We start from the raw sequence: 14,624 nt of genomic DNA, 5'->3' as shown, positions 1-14,624 counted from the left end.
CCATGAAAGTAATAAAGTCAGTTAGGGTGAACAACGTTATTGCTGTGGCGCCGGCGGCAAGGCCGACAGTGGCATGTCCCCGCTGGCCTGTTGGGCAAAGTGAGAGAAAACGTGCTGAATAGTTGCAGCGATCAACCCCGCCTGTTGCGCGGTGTAATGATCGGTACGGTAGGTCATCATCACGCGAAGGGATTTCACGCCGTCGAGGTTTTCTTCCATCACTTCAAACTGCAAACCGAGCAGCGATTCGGTTTTCTCCGGCTCCACCTGACGATAGGCCACCGTGCTGCCGTCCTGCAGGGTAAATGCCCCGTTCAGCTTGATACGGCTGTGGATCTGAATGAACACTTCGAACATGTGGTTCTTGCGGTCGGCATGAGCGCCAAACAGCCCTTCTTCCACCAGATCGATAGGAATATCGGTGTAAGGCATAGAACCGTTGATGGTGTTTTTCACCTGGTCAATCAGCCCAGCGACCGTCAACTGGTCGGCGAAGCGCACCCGGTGCACCACCACCGTGGTGAAGTAGCCGATGGTGTCAAAGAACTCGGCGTCGTTACGGCCGGAGGTGGAAGTCCCCACCAGCAGATCCGTCGGACCGCCCAACAGGCGCAGCGCCGTAGTGATACCGGCGTAGACCACGTTGAACAGTGAGGCGTTGTTCTTCCTGGCCTGCGCGTACAACCCCTCAGCCACCGTTGGTGCGACGTCAAATTCCAGCCATCCGCCGTTGACGTCTGCATCGGCCGGGACTGCAGGATGGTGCGAAGGTTCCTGCTGGAACAGCGGCTGACCGACCGGTGCATCGCGCAGGTTATCGAGCCAATAGTCCAGGTGTTGCTGTGCGACGCCGCCGGCCTGCTGCTGCCGGGCAAAGGCATAAAACTGCGGCACTTCACCTTTCCACTGCGGCTTCTGCCCAGCCACACGGTGGCTGTAGGCGATGCCCAGCTCGTCCATCATCAGGTTCAGCGACCATTCATCCAGCACCACATGGTGGAACAGCAGCGAAAGCAGTTGCCGGCCGGTTGCCGCGTCACGCAGGAAGGTAGCGCGCAGCGGCAGCTCGCGGGTCAGATCAAAGCGGTGGTCGCCGGCCTTGGCCAACAGTTCGCTGGCGTTACCGGCCGGTGTTTCATAAGAGAAGTGGAACCACTCGTAATCGAGCAGTTCAGCCGCAGGCACGACCTGTTGGCGAACCTCCCCCTGATGTTCGATAAACAGTGAACGCAATACGCTGTGGCGCGTCATGACGTCGATAAACGCCTGACGCAGGGCCATTTCATCCACCGGATCGAGGAAATTGATGGCGAAAGGCAGATTGAAAATCTCGTCGTGACCGAAGGCCTCGTACACTTTCCACAGGGAGTGCTGGGCCAGCGACAGCGGTACCTGGACGACCTCATCCCGCTGCTGCGTATTGGGCGCTTGCACTGCCGGTGCCGTAACCGCCTGACGTTTGGCGTAGGCCGACAGCCCTCGGGCCGTGGCGTGACTGAACAGGTCGTTAATGTTGAGTTCGATACGGTGCAGGCTTAACAAGCGACCGATGACGCGGGTCGCGACCAGCGAATGCCCGCCGCGATCGAAGAAATCTTCATCGACGGTCATGTCCGGCGCCACCAGGGCATCGCGGAATTCCGCCAGGATCAATTGAGCGATTTCATCATTTTCTTGTTGTTGTGCATCCTCTCCCGCCAGAACAGCTTCGGGCTGGGCCAACGGTTGCTCAGCGGCAGGCAGCAGGGCTGTCGTGATCGTCCGTCCGGCGAGATAAGCGACGAACTGCTCCAGCAGGAACGGCGCGACATGCGGGGTCAGGCGCGGATCCGCCACTAGCTCCAATACCATCGAGTCCGGCTCGGGCAGGCTCAAAGCCAGCATCAGTTCAAAAGGCGTATGCAGCGGCGGTAACAGCAGGCGTTCAGCGTTAACCCCATCCAACTGCAGCGCCACCGAAGGATCCGCCAGCCAGCTCACCAGAAGCTGAGCCAATTCTGGGTTGGGCGCTTCCGCCGTTTGCTGTGCCAGCAGCCGGCTTTCCGCCTCCTGATCCGCAGGCTGCAAGGTCAGGCGTTTCAATCGGCTGGCGCCCTGCCAGCCGTCCATACCGTTCGCCTGTTGTGCGTCGTCGAGCGGCACGCACAACTGCACCGGTTGCCCGCCGGACTGAGCGGCGATAAAGCGGCCAAAGCGAACGGCGATCGCCGCCAGTAAGGTGGTTGGGTTATCGGTTACGGGCAAAATCTTGCGCGCCACGCGGGTCGCTATACGTACCCCGGCCTGCGCCAGACGCTCATCCTGTGCTGCCAATTGTCGGTAGTCCCGCAGCGCTGTCGCATGGCGTGGCCACGGCAGAACCAGCTCCGTCGCTTCCGGCAATGGCGTATTCAGTACAACCGGCGGCAGAGTGTCCGGGACTGGCAGGGGATCATGGCGATTATACAGCGCCGACAGCATCGTCAATAATTGTCGACACGACAGCCTTTCAGCCAAAATGTCGTGGGCAACGACGCCCAGCACCGAACCAGCACCGGTAAACAACAGAAAACGAAGCGGCGCTTCGCTTGCCAACTCAAGAGGCGTCGCCTGCGCCTGCAACAGACGGCTTACCGCCTGCTGTTCGTCCGCGACAGGCTGAATGCTCACCGGATTCAGCGTTGCGTTGCCGCCCAGTTTGCGTAAGCCTAGCTCATCGTCGAAATCGTAACGAACGTCCAGTTCCGGCATCAGCCGGGTCAGGGCTTCCAGCGCGCTGGCCAGTCTGCCGATATCCGGCTCGCCGCCCAGTCGCCAGGCCATCGCCTGCTGGCAACCGCCGTCGCCGCGCTGCTGGTGCATGAACCACGCCAGTTCTTCCGCTTCGCTCAATGGCTGTGAGGCATCCGCCGCCCGCTCGCCCAGCGTCTGAAACGCCAGGTCCAGACGCTGGGCCTCGTCATCGCTGAGAATATTGTCAAAATAACCGCTCACTGCTCTATCTCCTTGTGCCCGGCCATACCGGAACCTCGGGGGGAACGCGGGTCATAAACAGGGGCGTATCCACCACAGATCGCTGACAAACTCGCGCAAGCGCCAACAATCCAAGGCGTGAATACGCCCCTGCTGCAGACCGATTGCTATCGCATCAGAATGTCAGTTCCAGCGCCGCACCGATCATGCGTGGACGCTGCTGAGTCGCGGTGTAGACGTCGTTGCCGCTGACCATCACGCGACGTTCCGAGTCAAACAGGTTCTGCGCATACAGGGTGGCGCGGCCATAGGCGAAGGTGTACGCCAGTTGAGTATTCGCCGACCAGTAAGATCCGATGCGCCCGCGAGAGTCGTTGTCGTACTGCGAGTAGTAGGAGTCCGAGAACGCCACGTTGCCGCTCAGTTCCAACCCGGCCATCAACTGGTACTTGGCGCCCATGTTGGCGGTATAAGCCGGCGCACGCGCCAGTTCATGCCCATCTACGCCGCTGCCCGAGAACTTCTTGATCTTGGTCTTCAACAGACCGACGTTCGTGAACAGTTCGAAGTCCCAACGCGGCTGCCAGGTCGCCCCCATTTCCGCGCCGTAGGTTTCTACCTTGTCGGCATTGCGGATCACCGAGGAGTTCGGCCCCAGGGAATACGGCAGCTGCATGTCCTTGTAGTCGTTGTAGAAGATGTTGCTGGTCAGGATGACGTTGGCATCTTTCAGGTGGTGACGGGTGTACAACTCATAGTTCCAGACATATTCCGAACCATAGGTGTAATTGACTACCGGCGTGCCGATGGTGATGCCTGCGCCACCGGCGTTATAGCCGCGCGCCACCTTGGCGCCGTAGGTCTGGGTATCCGTCGGTTTCCAGGCCAGATCCAGCTTCGGCAGGAATACGTCGTAGGTTTCATCGAAATCGATACGCACGGCCTTGCTGCCGCCGGTACGCTGACGGTGCTCGCGCTCCAAACGGCTGGCGGCGGTGATATCCACCTTCGGCGTGATGGCGTAGGTCAGCTCGGCAAAGGCCGAGTTGGTGTCGGTTTTATCCTTGAAGGTCGAACCGCCGAAAATGTTAACGAACTCAACCTGCTTGGAGTGGAAATAACGCAACCCTGCCAGCCCGCGCAGGCGGCTGTCTGGCCCACCAAAACGCGCCACCGGCTCTACGTGCACCTCTTTTCCGCCGATATCGGCGTACGGCAAGGCATAAGCCGTAGGACGGTTAATATTGAAGTCGGTATAAATAACGCGGTTTTCCAGCGTCAGGCTGTCGGATTGCTCCCAGGACAGATCCCAAACGCCGCTGTTGGTGTTGCTTTTAAACACCGCTCGGCGCGGATCGTGGCGCAGGCTGGTCGGGTGAACCAGCGGGTTGAGGCTCTCGTTTTGCGGCGAGGTACTGCCAAAGTGGTTAAAGGTCAGCTTGGTGGTCAGCTCGCGCAGGCCTGCCGGATTGAACAACAGTTTGGCACGAGCGGTAGTGGCTTCAACCTCACGCGGATCGCCCACCGGCTCATAAGCAGGAAGATCGACATCGCTGCGGCGACGCTGGCGATCGACGCTGACGCGGAACGCCAGTTGATCTTCCACCAGCGGGCCTGAAACCATAGCGGACAATTGCGAAGAGTGCTGGTTGCCCGCACCGCCCTTGAAGGCACTCTCCCAATCGAAAGTGGGATCCTTACTGGCCATCACGATCGCACCGGCAATGGCGTTACGCCCCTGAATATAGCTCTGCGGGCCGAGGAACACTTCGACGCGATCCAGATCCCACAGCGACTGCGGGCCATAGGCCTGCTCGTTATAGGTCAGGGAGCGACCATCCAGAGACAAATTGAGGCGCGGACGGGTGCCGCTGAGGAAGGCGTTGGCGCCGGTGTTCGGGCCGGAGCCGTCGATACCGCGCACGGTGGGCAGATCGTTACCGATGCCGACATCCATGACGTTGGCCGTCATGCGTAATAAATCGGGGATCTGCAACGCATTGGGCATAGCGGCGATCCGCTCACTGTCGAACACCTGCACGCTGGAGCCGGTGTCGAAAATGCTGCGCTTTATCTTTTCGCCGGTCACCAGCAGGCTTTCGGAGTCCTGCCAATTATCGTTACGTTTGCTGTCGGCGGCTTCCTGCACCTTTTCGTCCACTGCGGCGGCGTTAACGCTGCCCACAGATAAAGAACAAAGACCCAGAAAGAGTGAGGAAAATGCCCCAATGGCCTGCAAGCCTGCTTTTTCCTTGTTTCCTACGATTTTATGCCTTTGAGCCGCTGAATGCTTGCTCATAGATGTATTCTCCTTTCATCCCAGATGCACAAAAATATGTTTTATTTCACATAGGTAACGACGCTGATTCTCACACTGACAATGGCATTGCGGCCTTCCTGACCTTGCTATTGCATATCCCTGCCGCAGACAGCCGCCCCACCCCAGATAAACCGGGGGCGGACGCAGATTTTTTGTCTGGAAACGTAAAGAAATGTTAATAATGATAATATTTTACATTTTTTAATGCAAATCATTATCAACTAAACAAATAAACAGGATACAGAACGGGTAAAGTGCTGAACGATAAAACGCAGTTATTGTGGGTTCTTTAAAACCAATAATTTCAATTAAAATGAATATAAAACATAATTATATCGGTATTAATATTTTCTATAAGCGAGCGAGAACCTCCCCTTTCCACATTACCCTTACGTTTTATACCAACAAATAAAAATAGTAATAATTTTCATTCCCATTAACATTGCAATATATTCTTACAGTCTCTCAATACTGATGGAAACCCGATGAAAGCGTTGACCACGATGCAGGCCGCCTACTGGGTAGGTCGGCAATCCGAAGCGCCGCTGGGGGGCGTATCCGCCCACCTGTATGCGGAATTTAACTGCTGCGACCTGGACGTCGAACGACTGAGACAGGCCGTTGCCGCCCTTTACCTGCATCACCCTATGTTGCGCCTGTGCATCACGGCCGATGGCCAGCAGACCATCAGCCCCTGCGGCCCTGAACATGGCCTGCATCTGGACGATTTCAGCCAGTTCGATACCCCCGAAGCGAGCCACCGGCTCACAGCCAAACGGCAGCAAAAAAGCAGCCAAAAACTGCCGCTGGAACAAGGTATCCCCTGCGATATCAGCCTCAGCCTGCTGCCGGGCGGCCACAGCAGGCTGCATGTTGATCTGGATATGATCGCCGGCGATGCCATGGGTTTCCGCGTGTTGATGGAGGATTTGGCGCGGTTTTATCACCAATGTCCGGCATCCCCCGCCGACAATGGCGTACCCTACTTTGACTATCTGGATCGTCACTATGCCGATACCGCGCAGCAGGCACGTCGCACTCGCGCTCAGGCCTGGTGGCGTGAACGCCTGCCTCAGCTGCCGCCGGCACCACACCTGTTGCGCACGCCGGATATTTGCCGCAGCGATCGGCTGGCGCTGCAACTGAGCGCGAGCGAAACCAAAGCGCTGGAAGATGCCGCCAGAGCGCACGGTATCACGCTGTCATCCCTGTTTCTGGCGCTGTTTGCCGTTACCGTCGGCCATGGCTGGAACATGTCGCGCTTCAGGCTCAACGTGCCGCTGTTCCACCGGGATGAAGCCAACCTCGCCCCGATCATTGGCGACTTCTCTAACCTGGTGCTGCTGGGCGTGGAGCTGAACCCGGTTGAAAACTTGCCGGCTTTCAGCCGCCGCCTGATGGCCCAGTTGGCGGAGTTAATAGCTCACGCCGATTACCCCGGCGTCAGCGTGATGCGCGATTTGTCGCGCCTGCAAGGCAGCATGCAGCCTTCACCCGTCGTGTTTACCGCCGGGTTTGGCATCCGTGGCAAAGCGTTGTTTTCTGACAACGTCACTCGTACCTTTGGCCCGCTGGAGTGGGTAATTTCCCAGGGGCCGCAGGTGGCGCTGGACGCTCAGGTGGCACACGCCAACGGCGGCATTCTGATCAACTGGGACGTCCGCCTGGACGCCTTCCCTGATCGGCTGTTACCGCAGCTGTTCGCCACTTACGGCGCCTTGCTGAAACGGGCCGCCAACCGGCCGGACAGCTTTAATCAGCCACTTTCGCAGTGGTTGGCGCAATGCTCCTCAGCGGGCCAGGCACGTCAGATGCCGGTTCGCCAACTGCTGCACCGGCTGCTGGCGCGGGTCGCGCCGGACGCCAGGCTGGGTGACGATGACGATATCCGTACCCTGCAACTGCCGCAGGACGCTCTGATGGCCCTATTGGCGGTACTTAACAAATACCTGCCGGTAGCGCTGGCGCCGAAGGATATAGAGGCGAACCCGACTCCGGCCGCTCTTGCCGCAGTGATCTGCGAGCGAGCCCCCAATGCCGCCGAGGGCGCTCAACTGTTATTGCAGGTGCTGGCACCCAAAGCCTGATACCGATCCGGGCGCGTGGTCTCATGCGCCCTGCTTTCTATTTCGTGGGTTAGTGACAATCAATAGGGAAATACCATGGAGACACCACTAAGCGCACTGCAGCAGGCTTACCTGCTCGGGCGCAGCGAACAATGGCCGCTCGGCGGCGTAGCGATGCACGACTTTCGCGAATATCGCGGTCTGGGACTGGATTTGGCCCGCCTGGAAAGCCGATTGAGCGAACTGGTGCAGCACTACGCGGCGCTGCGCACCTGCATCGATACCCAGCGTTTCACCCAACACGTGCGGGCAGAGGCCACGCTGAATCTGGATCGGCACGATCTGCGTGCGCTCGACCATCAGGCAGCGCAACGCCAATTGGCTGACTTGCGCGAGCAATATTCGCATCAGCGCCACGATCCCGCGCAGCCGTTGTGGCGTATTGCCGCCATTCAGCTCTCGGAGACGCAGGACGCCACCGGCAACCCCTACGACACCGTGATTTTCACCAGCTTCGACGCGCTGATCCTTGACGGCCAGGGTATCTCCACCGTCATCGCCCGGCTGTTCGACGACGCCCCGCTGCCGCCTGTCGTGCCGCCAAGCCCACCGGCTGCAGCCACGGCGGAACAGCGTCAGATTGATGCCGCCTACTGGCAAGCCAAGCTACAGGACGTCACCACGCCGTCGGCGTTACCGTGGCGCACCCCGCTGGCCAATATCAAATCCTCTCGCTATCGCCGCGCCAACCTGACTTTGCCGCGCGAGGTTCTAAAACAGTTCTCGCGCCTGGGATCCTCCCATGCCCTGCTGCGCAACAGCAGCCTTTCGGCTCTGATCCTCGATACGCTGGCGCAATGGACCACCGACGGCGAACTCTGCGTCGGCGTGCCGGTGGCGTTTCCTGCAGCAAATGGTGCGCTCAGCAACGCCTCTACCTTTGTGGCGGTACGCTATTCCCGCCTGGGGGGCACCTTTATCAGCCGCGCCCAGGCCTTGCAGGACGACGTGCTGGGGGCGCTCGACCATCTGGCATTTTCCGGCGTTGACCTGGCGCGGCAGTTGCTAAACCTCAGCCAGGGCTCCCCGGCGCTGCCGGTGATCCTCACCAACTGCCTGGGGTGGGAGACGCTGCCTGGCAACGCGCCGGTTCGCTACCATGACGGCGTGACCCAGACGCCGCAGGTGGCGATCGATATCCGCCTGACACAAGATGCCGACAAGAACCTGCTGCTGTGCGTCGACTACGCCGAGCAGGCGTTGGATGGCGAGCAAGTGCAGGCGATGCTGGACGCATTGCAACGTCGGGTAATGTTGATGTGCCGGGACGGCGATGTGGAAATTCCCCCCGCGCAATTTATCGATTACCAACATTACCGCCATAACCACAGCGAGACGTCATTCAGCGCTTACCCTTATCTTGCGCAGTTGGCCGACAGGTTGTTTAACGATCCGCAGCCGCGCCCCGCGTTAATCTGCGACCAACTAAGCCTGACGTACCCGGAATTGGGCCAACGGGTTAGCGCAGTGATGGCAAATCTGCAACAGCGTGGCCTGAAGCCAGGCAGCGTGCTGGCCTTGTATCTGGCGCGCAGCCCGGAGCATGTAACCATTTCACTCGCCTGTGCGCTGTTGGGCATTATCTGGGTGCCGATCGACATCAACTCGCCGCCGGAACGCACCGCCTATCTGCTGACCAACTGTCGGCCGGATCTGGTGGTACACAAGGGTGAACTGGACACCTCGTTCGGGGTTACGCCAGAGGAACTGCTTGACCCGACGGCGAGCGCCGCCAAGCTGCCGGACAGCCAGACGCTGACCGAGCGCAGCGTCAGCACCGAAGCCAGTTATTATCTATATACCTCCGGTACCACCGGCAAACCGAAATGCGTGGTGCTCAATAACCGCGCCACCGCCAACGTTATCGGCCAGACCCTGCAGAGCTGGGCGGTCACCGCCGACGACGTGATGATTTCGGTCACGCCGCCGCACCACGATATGTCGATGTTTGATCTGTTCGGCTCGCTCAGCGCCGGTGCCACGCTGGTGTTACCGGCACCACATCAGGAAAAAGACGCCATCAGTTGGAACCAGTTGGTTGAGCGCCATGGCGTCAGCCTGTGGTGTTCGGTCCCCGCCATTCTGGAAATGCTGCTTACCTGTAAAACCGACGACAGCCTGCGTTCGCTGCGACTGGTGGCTCAGGGGGGCGATTACATCAAACCGGCGACGGTACAGCAATTGCGCGGCCTGCGTCCGGACATCAGCCTGTTCTCGCTCGGTGGCCCGACCGAAACCACCATCTGGAGCATCTGGCACCCGATAGCGCCGCAGGACACCGGCACCGTGCCTTATGGTCAGCCGCTGCCGGCTAACCAATACTTTATCTGCCATGACGACGGTACCCACTGCCCGACCGGCGTGGTCGGCCGCATCCACACCTCCGGGGTGAATCTGGCGCTGGGGTATCTGGAGGACGGCGATTTAAAACAACATGATTTCGTTACGCTGGATGGGCCCGACGGGCAACCGCTGCGGGCCTTCCGTACCGGCGATCAAGGGTACTATCGTCCGGACGGCAATATCCTGTTCGCCAGCCGGGTGAACGGCTACGTGAAAATCCGTGGCGTGCGCGTTTCGCTGCCGGAAATTGAAGATGTGTTGCGCGGACACGAGGCTATTGTCGATATCGTGGTAGTGGATTACCCTGGCGGTGACAATGGCGAAGCGACGCTCGGGGCGATGTACCTCACCCACGACGGCAAACCGCTGTCGCTGGCGGCGATCCGCGCTTTTTCGACCGGCTACCTTCCTTGTACCCATATCCCGACACGCTTTATTCATACCGAGTTGCTGCCGCTGTCGGGTAACGGCAAGACCGACCGTCACCGCATCCGCGCAGCCTTCAGCGCCGATCGTGCCACTCCGGGCCTGAATGCCTGTGCGGCACCGCTGCCGAGCGCGCCACCGGCGCACAGCGGCAAGATCCTGTCGATCTATTTGCAGGCCATCGGCGCAACGCCGCGCCCGGAATGGGGAGAAGAAACGGCCTTTATCAGCATGGGGTTGAAGCTGCCGCACATTCGCCAGGTGGCGGCGCAGCTTAACCAGGCCTTTGGCACCCAACTGCCGCCAACGCTGTTAATCCCCTGCAAAAATGCGCGGGAAGTGGCGGCGTTGTTGGCACGTTAAACGGTTCAAACTAAAAGGGGCTGCATGCAGCCCCCTATCACCTCATTCAAACTTATATCGGGTCGAGCATGGCCCCAACCATTACGCTGACCTTTCGGCCATCAGGCGGGCACCGCCACCAGTTCGCCGAGCGCCGTCTCCAGCGCTTCTTCCCGCAACGCACGCAGTAAAAACGCCTGCAGGTCACGCCCGTAGTCTTCGATCCCATCGCAGGCAAACTGCTGCACGTAAACATCGATATCCAGGTGCAGATCGCCAGCATCGGTGCGCCCGCGGAAGGTCAGGTTAGCGCCGTCGCCAGATCCTCCTGCCAGTACCCGTCGCGTACAGGTGCAGCCGCTGAAACCGGCGGGATCAAACGGCTGGACGTTGATAAACGGCGAGATAAACAAACGAGAGGCCGGCGTCACACCGCGATCTGCGGCAATGTGCCGCAGACGGTAGCCTGCGTGGCTGCGCAGCTCACGCAGCATCTTCGCCATGCCCGACAGAAAATGGCCTAAAGTCTCTTCCGCACGCAGCGATACCAAAAGCGGCAGCGTATTGACCGCCAGCGCCGGCGTATTGGTGGCCTGGCTGCTGCGGCGGTTCATCACCGGCATCCACATGGTGCGCGAATCGCCCTTATCATGCGGCAACGGCGGCAAGGTAAAGAACAGCCAGGCGGCGGACAGGGAAAGCAACAGGTCGGGCCAACCGATACCGCTACGTTCCGACAGCCAACGCAACCGCTGCGGGATCTCCTCCGGCAACAGCGCGCTGGTACTCAGGGATTTCACGCCATATTCCCTGCCGCCTTTGCGCACCGTTGGCAAGATCTGCGACGGCGGCAAATACCGCTGCCAAAAATGCCGATCTTTAGCGCAGCGTTCAGAAGCCGCATAGGCCAGTTCATGGTGCTGAAAAGCATGAATCTCGCCCAGTGCGTGCCCTGCCGCGCTGTCGTCGAGGAAATGCGCATACAGCGCGGCACAACGATGTTCAACCAACGCCATGCCAAAGCCATCAATCACAATATGGTGGGCGCGCACGTACCAAATAAAATGCGAAGGCCCCAGCCTAATCAACCACACCGCGGCCACCGGCTGGCTGCACAGATCCAGCGGTTGATCGACATCCGCCTGCATCAGCCGCATCGCGGTCTGGTAAGGATCGGGCTGTGCCTGAAGATCTAGGCGATTAAGTTGCGGTATTGCCTGGGGATCATAACGCTGCTGCGGCAAGCTCTCGCCAGTGCCGCCGTGAAAACGCAATGCAAACGCCTGCGTTTCCGCCATCGTCTGAGTGATAGCCCGACACAGCGCCTCTTCATCTACCGCGCCGCGTAGTTCGGTGACGTGAGCGACGGTGGAAAAAGGCTGTCCGGGGTGCAAGGTAAATTCGTCCCAGAAGTCTAACTGCGCCGGTGTCAGCGGCAGCCATTCAGTAGCCAAAACAGTTTCCGACATGTTACCTACCTTTGATAAGCCATAAACAAATGTTGAAACAACGGAAGCGAAAACCCCGCTGCCGCCGATAACGACCAAAAACGGGGTAAATGGCGGACACGACTGGATGACCAGCCTATGGGCTGCCCGGCGTGATCCTTATTATTGTGTTGTGGTTGGCGTGCCTGACCTCCCTGGCGCACGTAAAGCGAGATGGCGTAGCCGCCTTTTCCAAGGCCAGGGCAACGCACTGAAGATGTTTCGGTTCGGTTACAAATGAAAATGATAATAACACTTATTATCATTTTCATGAATATAGAACAACCTGTTCATGCTGCAAACTTACTTGACGGGGAGAGTGCGGTTGAGGAGTGATCGAGGGCTAAATGGCGGGACTATGGGGGCTCAAAATCAACAAAACAGGGACCTTCTGGGGCGGTAAAAGCAAGTACCGCCCCGTTCTAACGGCATGCACCTGCCATTATTGGTAAATTACCGCCACGCCGTGCAGTTTATTGCCTCCGCTGGCGGAAATAATGCGGTATGAACTGGCTCCGGCCCGATCGGCTTTCTTCGCCAATTGCTTTTCCAGACCTGAGAGCGTCAGTGCTCCGCTGGCGGAGACCACGCCGATTTTAGTCAGCCCCTGCTCGGAACTGACGCTGTTGGCCGCAAAGCTGCTGGTGGACACCACCGCCAGGATAAACGCCGCCATGACATATTTAATCGCTTTCATATAACCACCTCATTGGATTGACCAGACCAGGTTCTGTCTGGTGAGGTGATTCTAAGTGGGGGTTGCTGACCCCAAAGTGACCCGTCGATAACATTTTTGTCAGACAACCGGAAAAGCGGGGTTATTTACCTAAGCATACAATTTCATGGGCTATCTTGACGCCCGGCCGGTCTGCGGCCGCCGATCAATCTTCATTCCCCAGTTCCCATATTCGCGATCAATCACTTATATTTAAATTGAGGGCTGCCTGAATGCCACTGCGGCGGCAGTGTCCTCAATCAACCTGAGGGAGCCATCCATTTTATGCGTTTAAAACAAAGCACTGCGGGTCTGTTGTTGGCAGGAACCGGCCTGTTGACGGCGGGCAGCGCACTGGCCGCCACGGATACCCTGGTCTACTGCACCGTAGCCTCGCCCGAATCTTTCAACCCGCAGCTTTCCAGCTCCGGCACCACCTTTATCGCCACCTCGCAGGTGCTGTACAACCGCCTGCTGACGCTGCGTGAAAGCGATAAAACCCCGGCGCCCTCACTGGCAACCGAGTGGACCATCAGCCCGGATGGCAAAACCTACACCTTTACGTTGCGCAAGGGCGTGAAGTTCAACAGCAACAAATACTTCACTCCGACGCGCGACTTCAACGCCGAGGACGTGGTGTTCACCGTGATGCGTCAAAAGGACCCCAACCATCCGTATCACAAGGTGTCCGGCGGCAACTACGAGTACTTCACCGACACCGGGCTGGACAAGCTGATCACCAAAGTGGAGGCGGTGGATAACGACCACGTGCGCTTTACGTTGAGCCAGCCTAACGCCGCTTTCCTCGCCGACTGGACGATGGACTTCGCCTCGATCCTTTCCGCCGAATATGCCGATGCCATGCTGAAAAAAGGCACTCCGGAATATGTCGATAACTGGCCGATCGGCACCGGTCCGTTTGCGCTGCAGCAGTACAAGCAGGACTCGCTGATCCGCTACATCGCCAACCCGCATTACTGGCAGGGCGAAGTGGCCAGCAAACACCTGATTTTCTCCATTACGCCAAACCCGGAAACCCGGCTGGCCAAGCTGAAAACCAACGAGTGTCAGATCATCCCTGCCCCGCTGGCGGAGCAGTTTGACGCCATCAAGAGCGATAAAAACCTGCAGTTGCACAATATCGACGGCCTGAACGTCGGCTATCTGGCCTTCAATACCCAGAAGAAGCCGTTCGACAACGTGTTGGTACGCCAGGCGCTGAGCTATGCGGTGGACAAAAAGGCCATCGTTGCGGCGGTATTCAAAGACAGCGGCACGCCGGCCTATTCGATACTGCCGCCGGGCATGCTGGGCTATAACGACAAACTGCCCGAATACGCTTACAACCCGGAAAAAGCGCGTGAACTGCTCAAGCAGGCCGGGCTGGAGAAAGGGTTTGAGACCGACATCTGGTCGATGCCGGTAGCCCGCCCTTACAACCCGAATTCACGCCGCATCGCCCAGATGATCCAAAACGACTGGGCGAAAGTGGGCGTGAAAGCCAAAATCGTCACCTGGGAGTGGGGCCAGTACCTGGCCGGGCTGCGCAAAGGGGAACAGCAGAGCGCGCTGTATGGCTGGATGTCGGATAACGGCGACCCGGACAACTTCGCTACCCTGCTCAACTGCGCCGGTGTGCAAACCGGTGCCAACGCGGCCCGCTGGTGCGACAGCAGCTACGACAAACTGATCCAGCAGGCGATTCAGGTTAGCGTCCCGGCCGAACGCGCCAAGCTTTATCAGCAGGCACAGGTGATTTTTGCCCAACAGGCTCCGCTGCTGCCGCTGGCTAACGGCAAGGTGTTCTACGCCACCCGCAGCAACGTCAGCGGCTATGTGGTTGACGTTAACGGCAGCGACTTTGCCAAGGCCAAGATCAACTGAGTGAAAGTGTGGCACCCGCGTTGGGTGCC

General features: G+C 58.8%; 7 protein-coding genes. 3 read left to right on the top strand and 4 right to left on the bottom strand.

What is annotated here, in order from left to right; genetic code table 11:
- Positions 1 to 36: 36 nt before the first annotated feature.
- The gene (locus EBA31_RS03680) at positions 37 to 2,973 is read right to left on the bottom strand and encodes a condensation domain-containing protein (RefSeq protein WP_122077417.1); all 2,937 of its coding nucleotides are present in this window, start codon (positions 2,971 to 2,973) and stop codon (positions 37 to 39) included.
- A gap of 154 nt (positions 2,974 to 3,127) precedes the next feature.
- The gene (locus EBA31_RS03675; protein WP_122077415.1) at positions 3,128 to 5,251 is read right to left on the bottom strand and encodes a TonB-dependent receptor; all 2,124 of its coding nucleotides are present in this window, start codon (positions 5,249 to 5,251) and stop codon (positions 3,128 to 3,130) included.
- A 506-nt stretch (positions 5,252 to 5,757) separates the two neighbouring features.
- Between EBA31_RS03675 and EBA31_RS03670 the strand changes: the two genes are divergently transcribed.
- On the top strand, positions 5,758 to 7,359 hold the full coding sequence (locus tag EBA31_RS03670) for a condensation domain-containing protein (protein WP_122077413.1): 1,602 nt from the start codon (positions 5,758 to 5,760) through the stop codon (positions 7,357 to 7,359).
- A gap of 75 nt (positions 7,360 to 7,434) precedes the next feature.
- Positions 7,435 to 10,530, top strand: a complete 3,096-nt coding sequence (locus EBA31_RS03665; RefSeq protein WP_122077411.1) for an amino acid adenylation domain-containing protein — start codon at positions 7,435 to 7,437, stop codon at positions 10,528 to 10,530.
- A 101-nt stretch (positions 10,531 to 10,631) separates the two neighbouring features.
- On the opposite strand, the gene EBA31_RS03660 is transcribed toward EBA31_RS03665, so the two are convergent.
- Complete coding sequence (locus EBA31_RS03660; RefSeq protein ID WP_122077409.1) at positions 10,632 to 11,978, bottom strand: condensation domain-containing protein; 1,347 nt, start codon at positions 11,976 to 11,978, stop codon at positions 10,632 to 10,634.
- Positions 11,979 to 12,438: 460 nt separating this feature from the next.
- Positions 12,439 to 12,693 carry a YdgH/BhsA/McbA-like domain containing protein gene (locus EBA31_RS03655; protein ID WP_122077407.1) on the bottom strand — a complete coding sequence of 85 codons (255 nt, stop codon included), beginning with the start codon at positions 12,691 to 12,693 and terminating at the stop codon, positions 12,439 to 12,441.
- A 303-nt stretch (positions 12,694 to 12,996) separates the two neighbouring features.
- Between EBA31_RS03655 and EBA31_RS03650 the strand changes: the two genes are divergently transcribed.
- A complete protein-coding gene (locus EBA31_RS03650; protein ID WP_122077405.1) occupies positions 12,997 to 14,595 on the top strand; it encodes an ABC transporter substrate-binding protein in 1,599 nt (532 codons plus the stop codon).
- Positions 14,596 to 14,624 lie beyond the last annotated feature (29 nt).

The organism is Serratia sp. P2ACOL2 (genome assembly GCF_003691565.1).
In the GTDB taxonomy this organism is placed as follows: domain Bacteria; phylum Pseudomonadota; class Gammaproteobacteria; order Enterobacterales; family Enterobacteriaceae; genus Serratia; species Serratia liquefaciens.
The sequence above is the reverse complement of the archived record's forward strand: the minus strand, read 5'-3'. Positions and strand labels throughout refer to the sequence as shown.

What these genes read in the sequence shown, in the direction of transcription:
- EBA31_RS03675 (WP_122077415.1), bottom strand. Translation starts at nt 5,251, where the DNA reads ATGAGCAAGCATTCAGCGGCTCAAAGGCATAAAATCGTAGGAAACAAG.
- EBA31_RS03670 (WP_122077413.1), top strand. Translation starts at nt 5,758, where the DNA reads ATGAAAGCGTTGACCACGATGCAGGCCGCCTACTGGGTAGGTCGGCAA.
- EBA31_RS03665 (WP_122077411.1), top strand. Translation starts at nt 7,435, where the DNA reads ATGGAGACACCACTAAGCGCACTGCAGCAGGCTTACCTGCTCGGGCGC.
- EBA31_RS03660 (WP_122077409.1), bottom strand. Translation starts at nt 11,978, where the DNA reads ATGTCGGAAACTGTTTTGGCTACTGAATGGCTGCCGCTGACACCGGCG.
- EBA31_RS03655 (WP_122077407.1), bottom strand. Translation starts at nt 12,693, where the DNA reads ATGAAAGCGATTAAATATGTCATGGCGGCGTTTATCCTGGCGGTGGTG.
- EBA31_RS03650 (WP_122077405.1), top strand. Translation starts at nt 12,997, where the DNA reads ATGCGTTTAAAACAAAGCACTGCGGGTCTGTTGTTGGCAGGAACCGGC.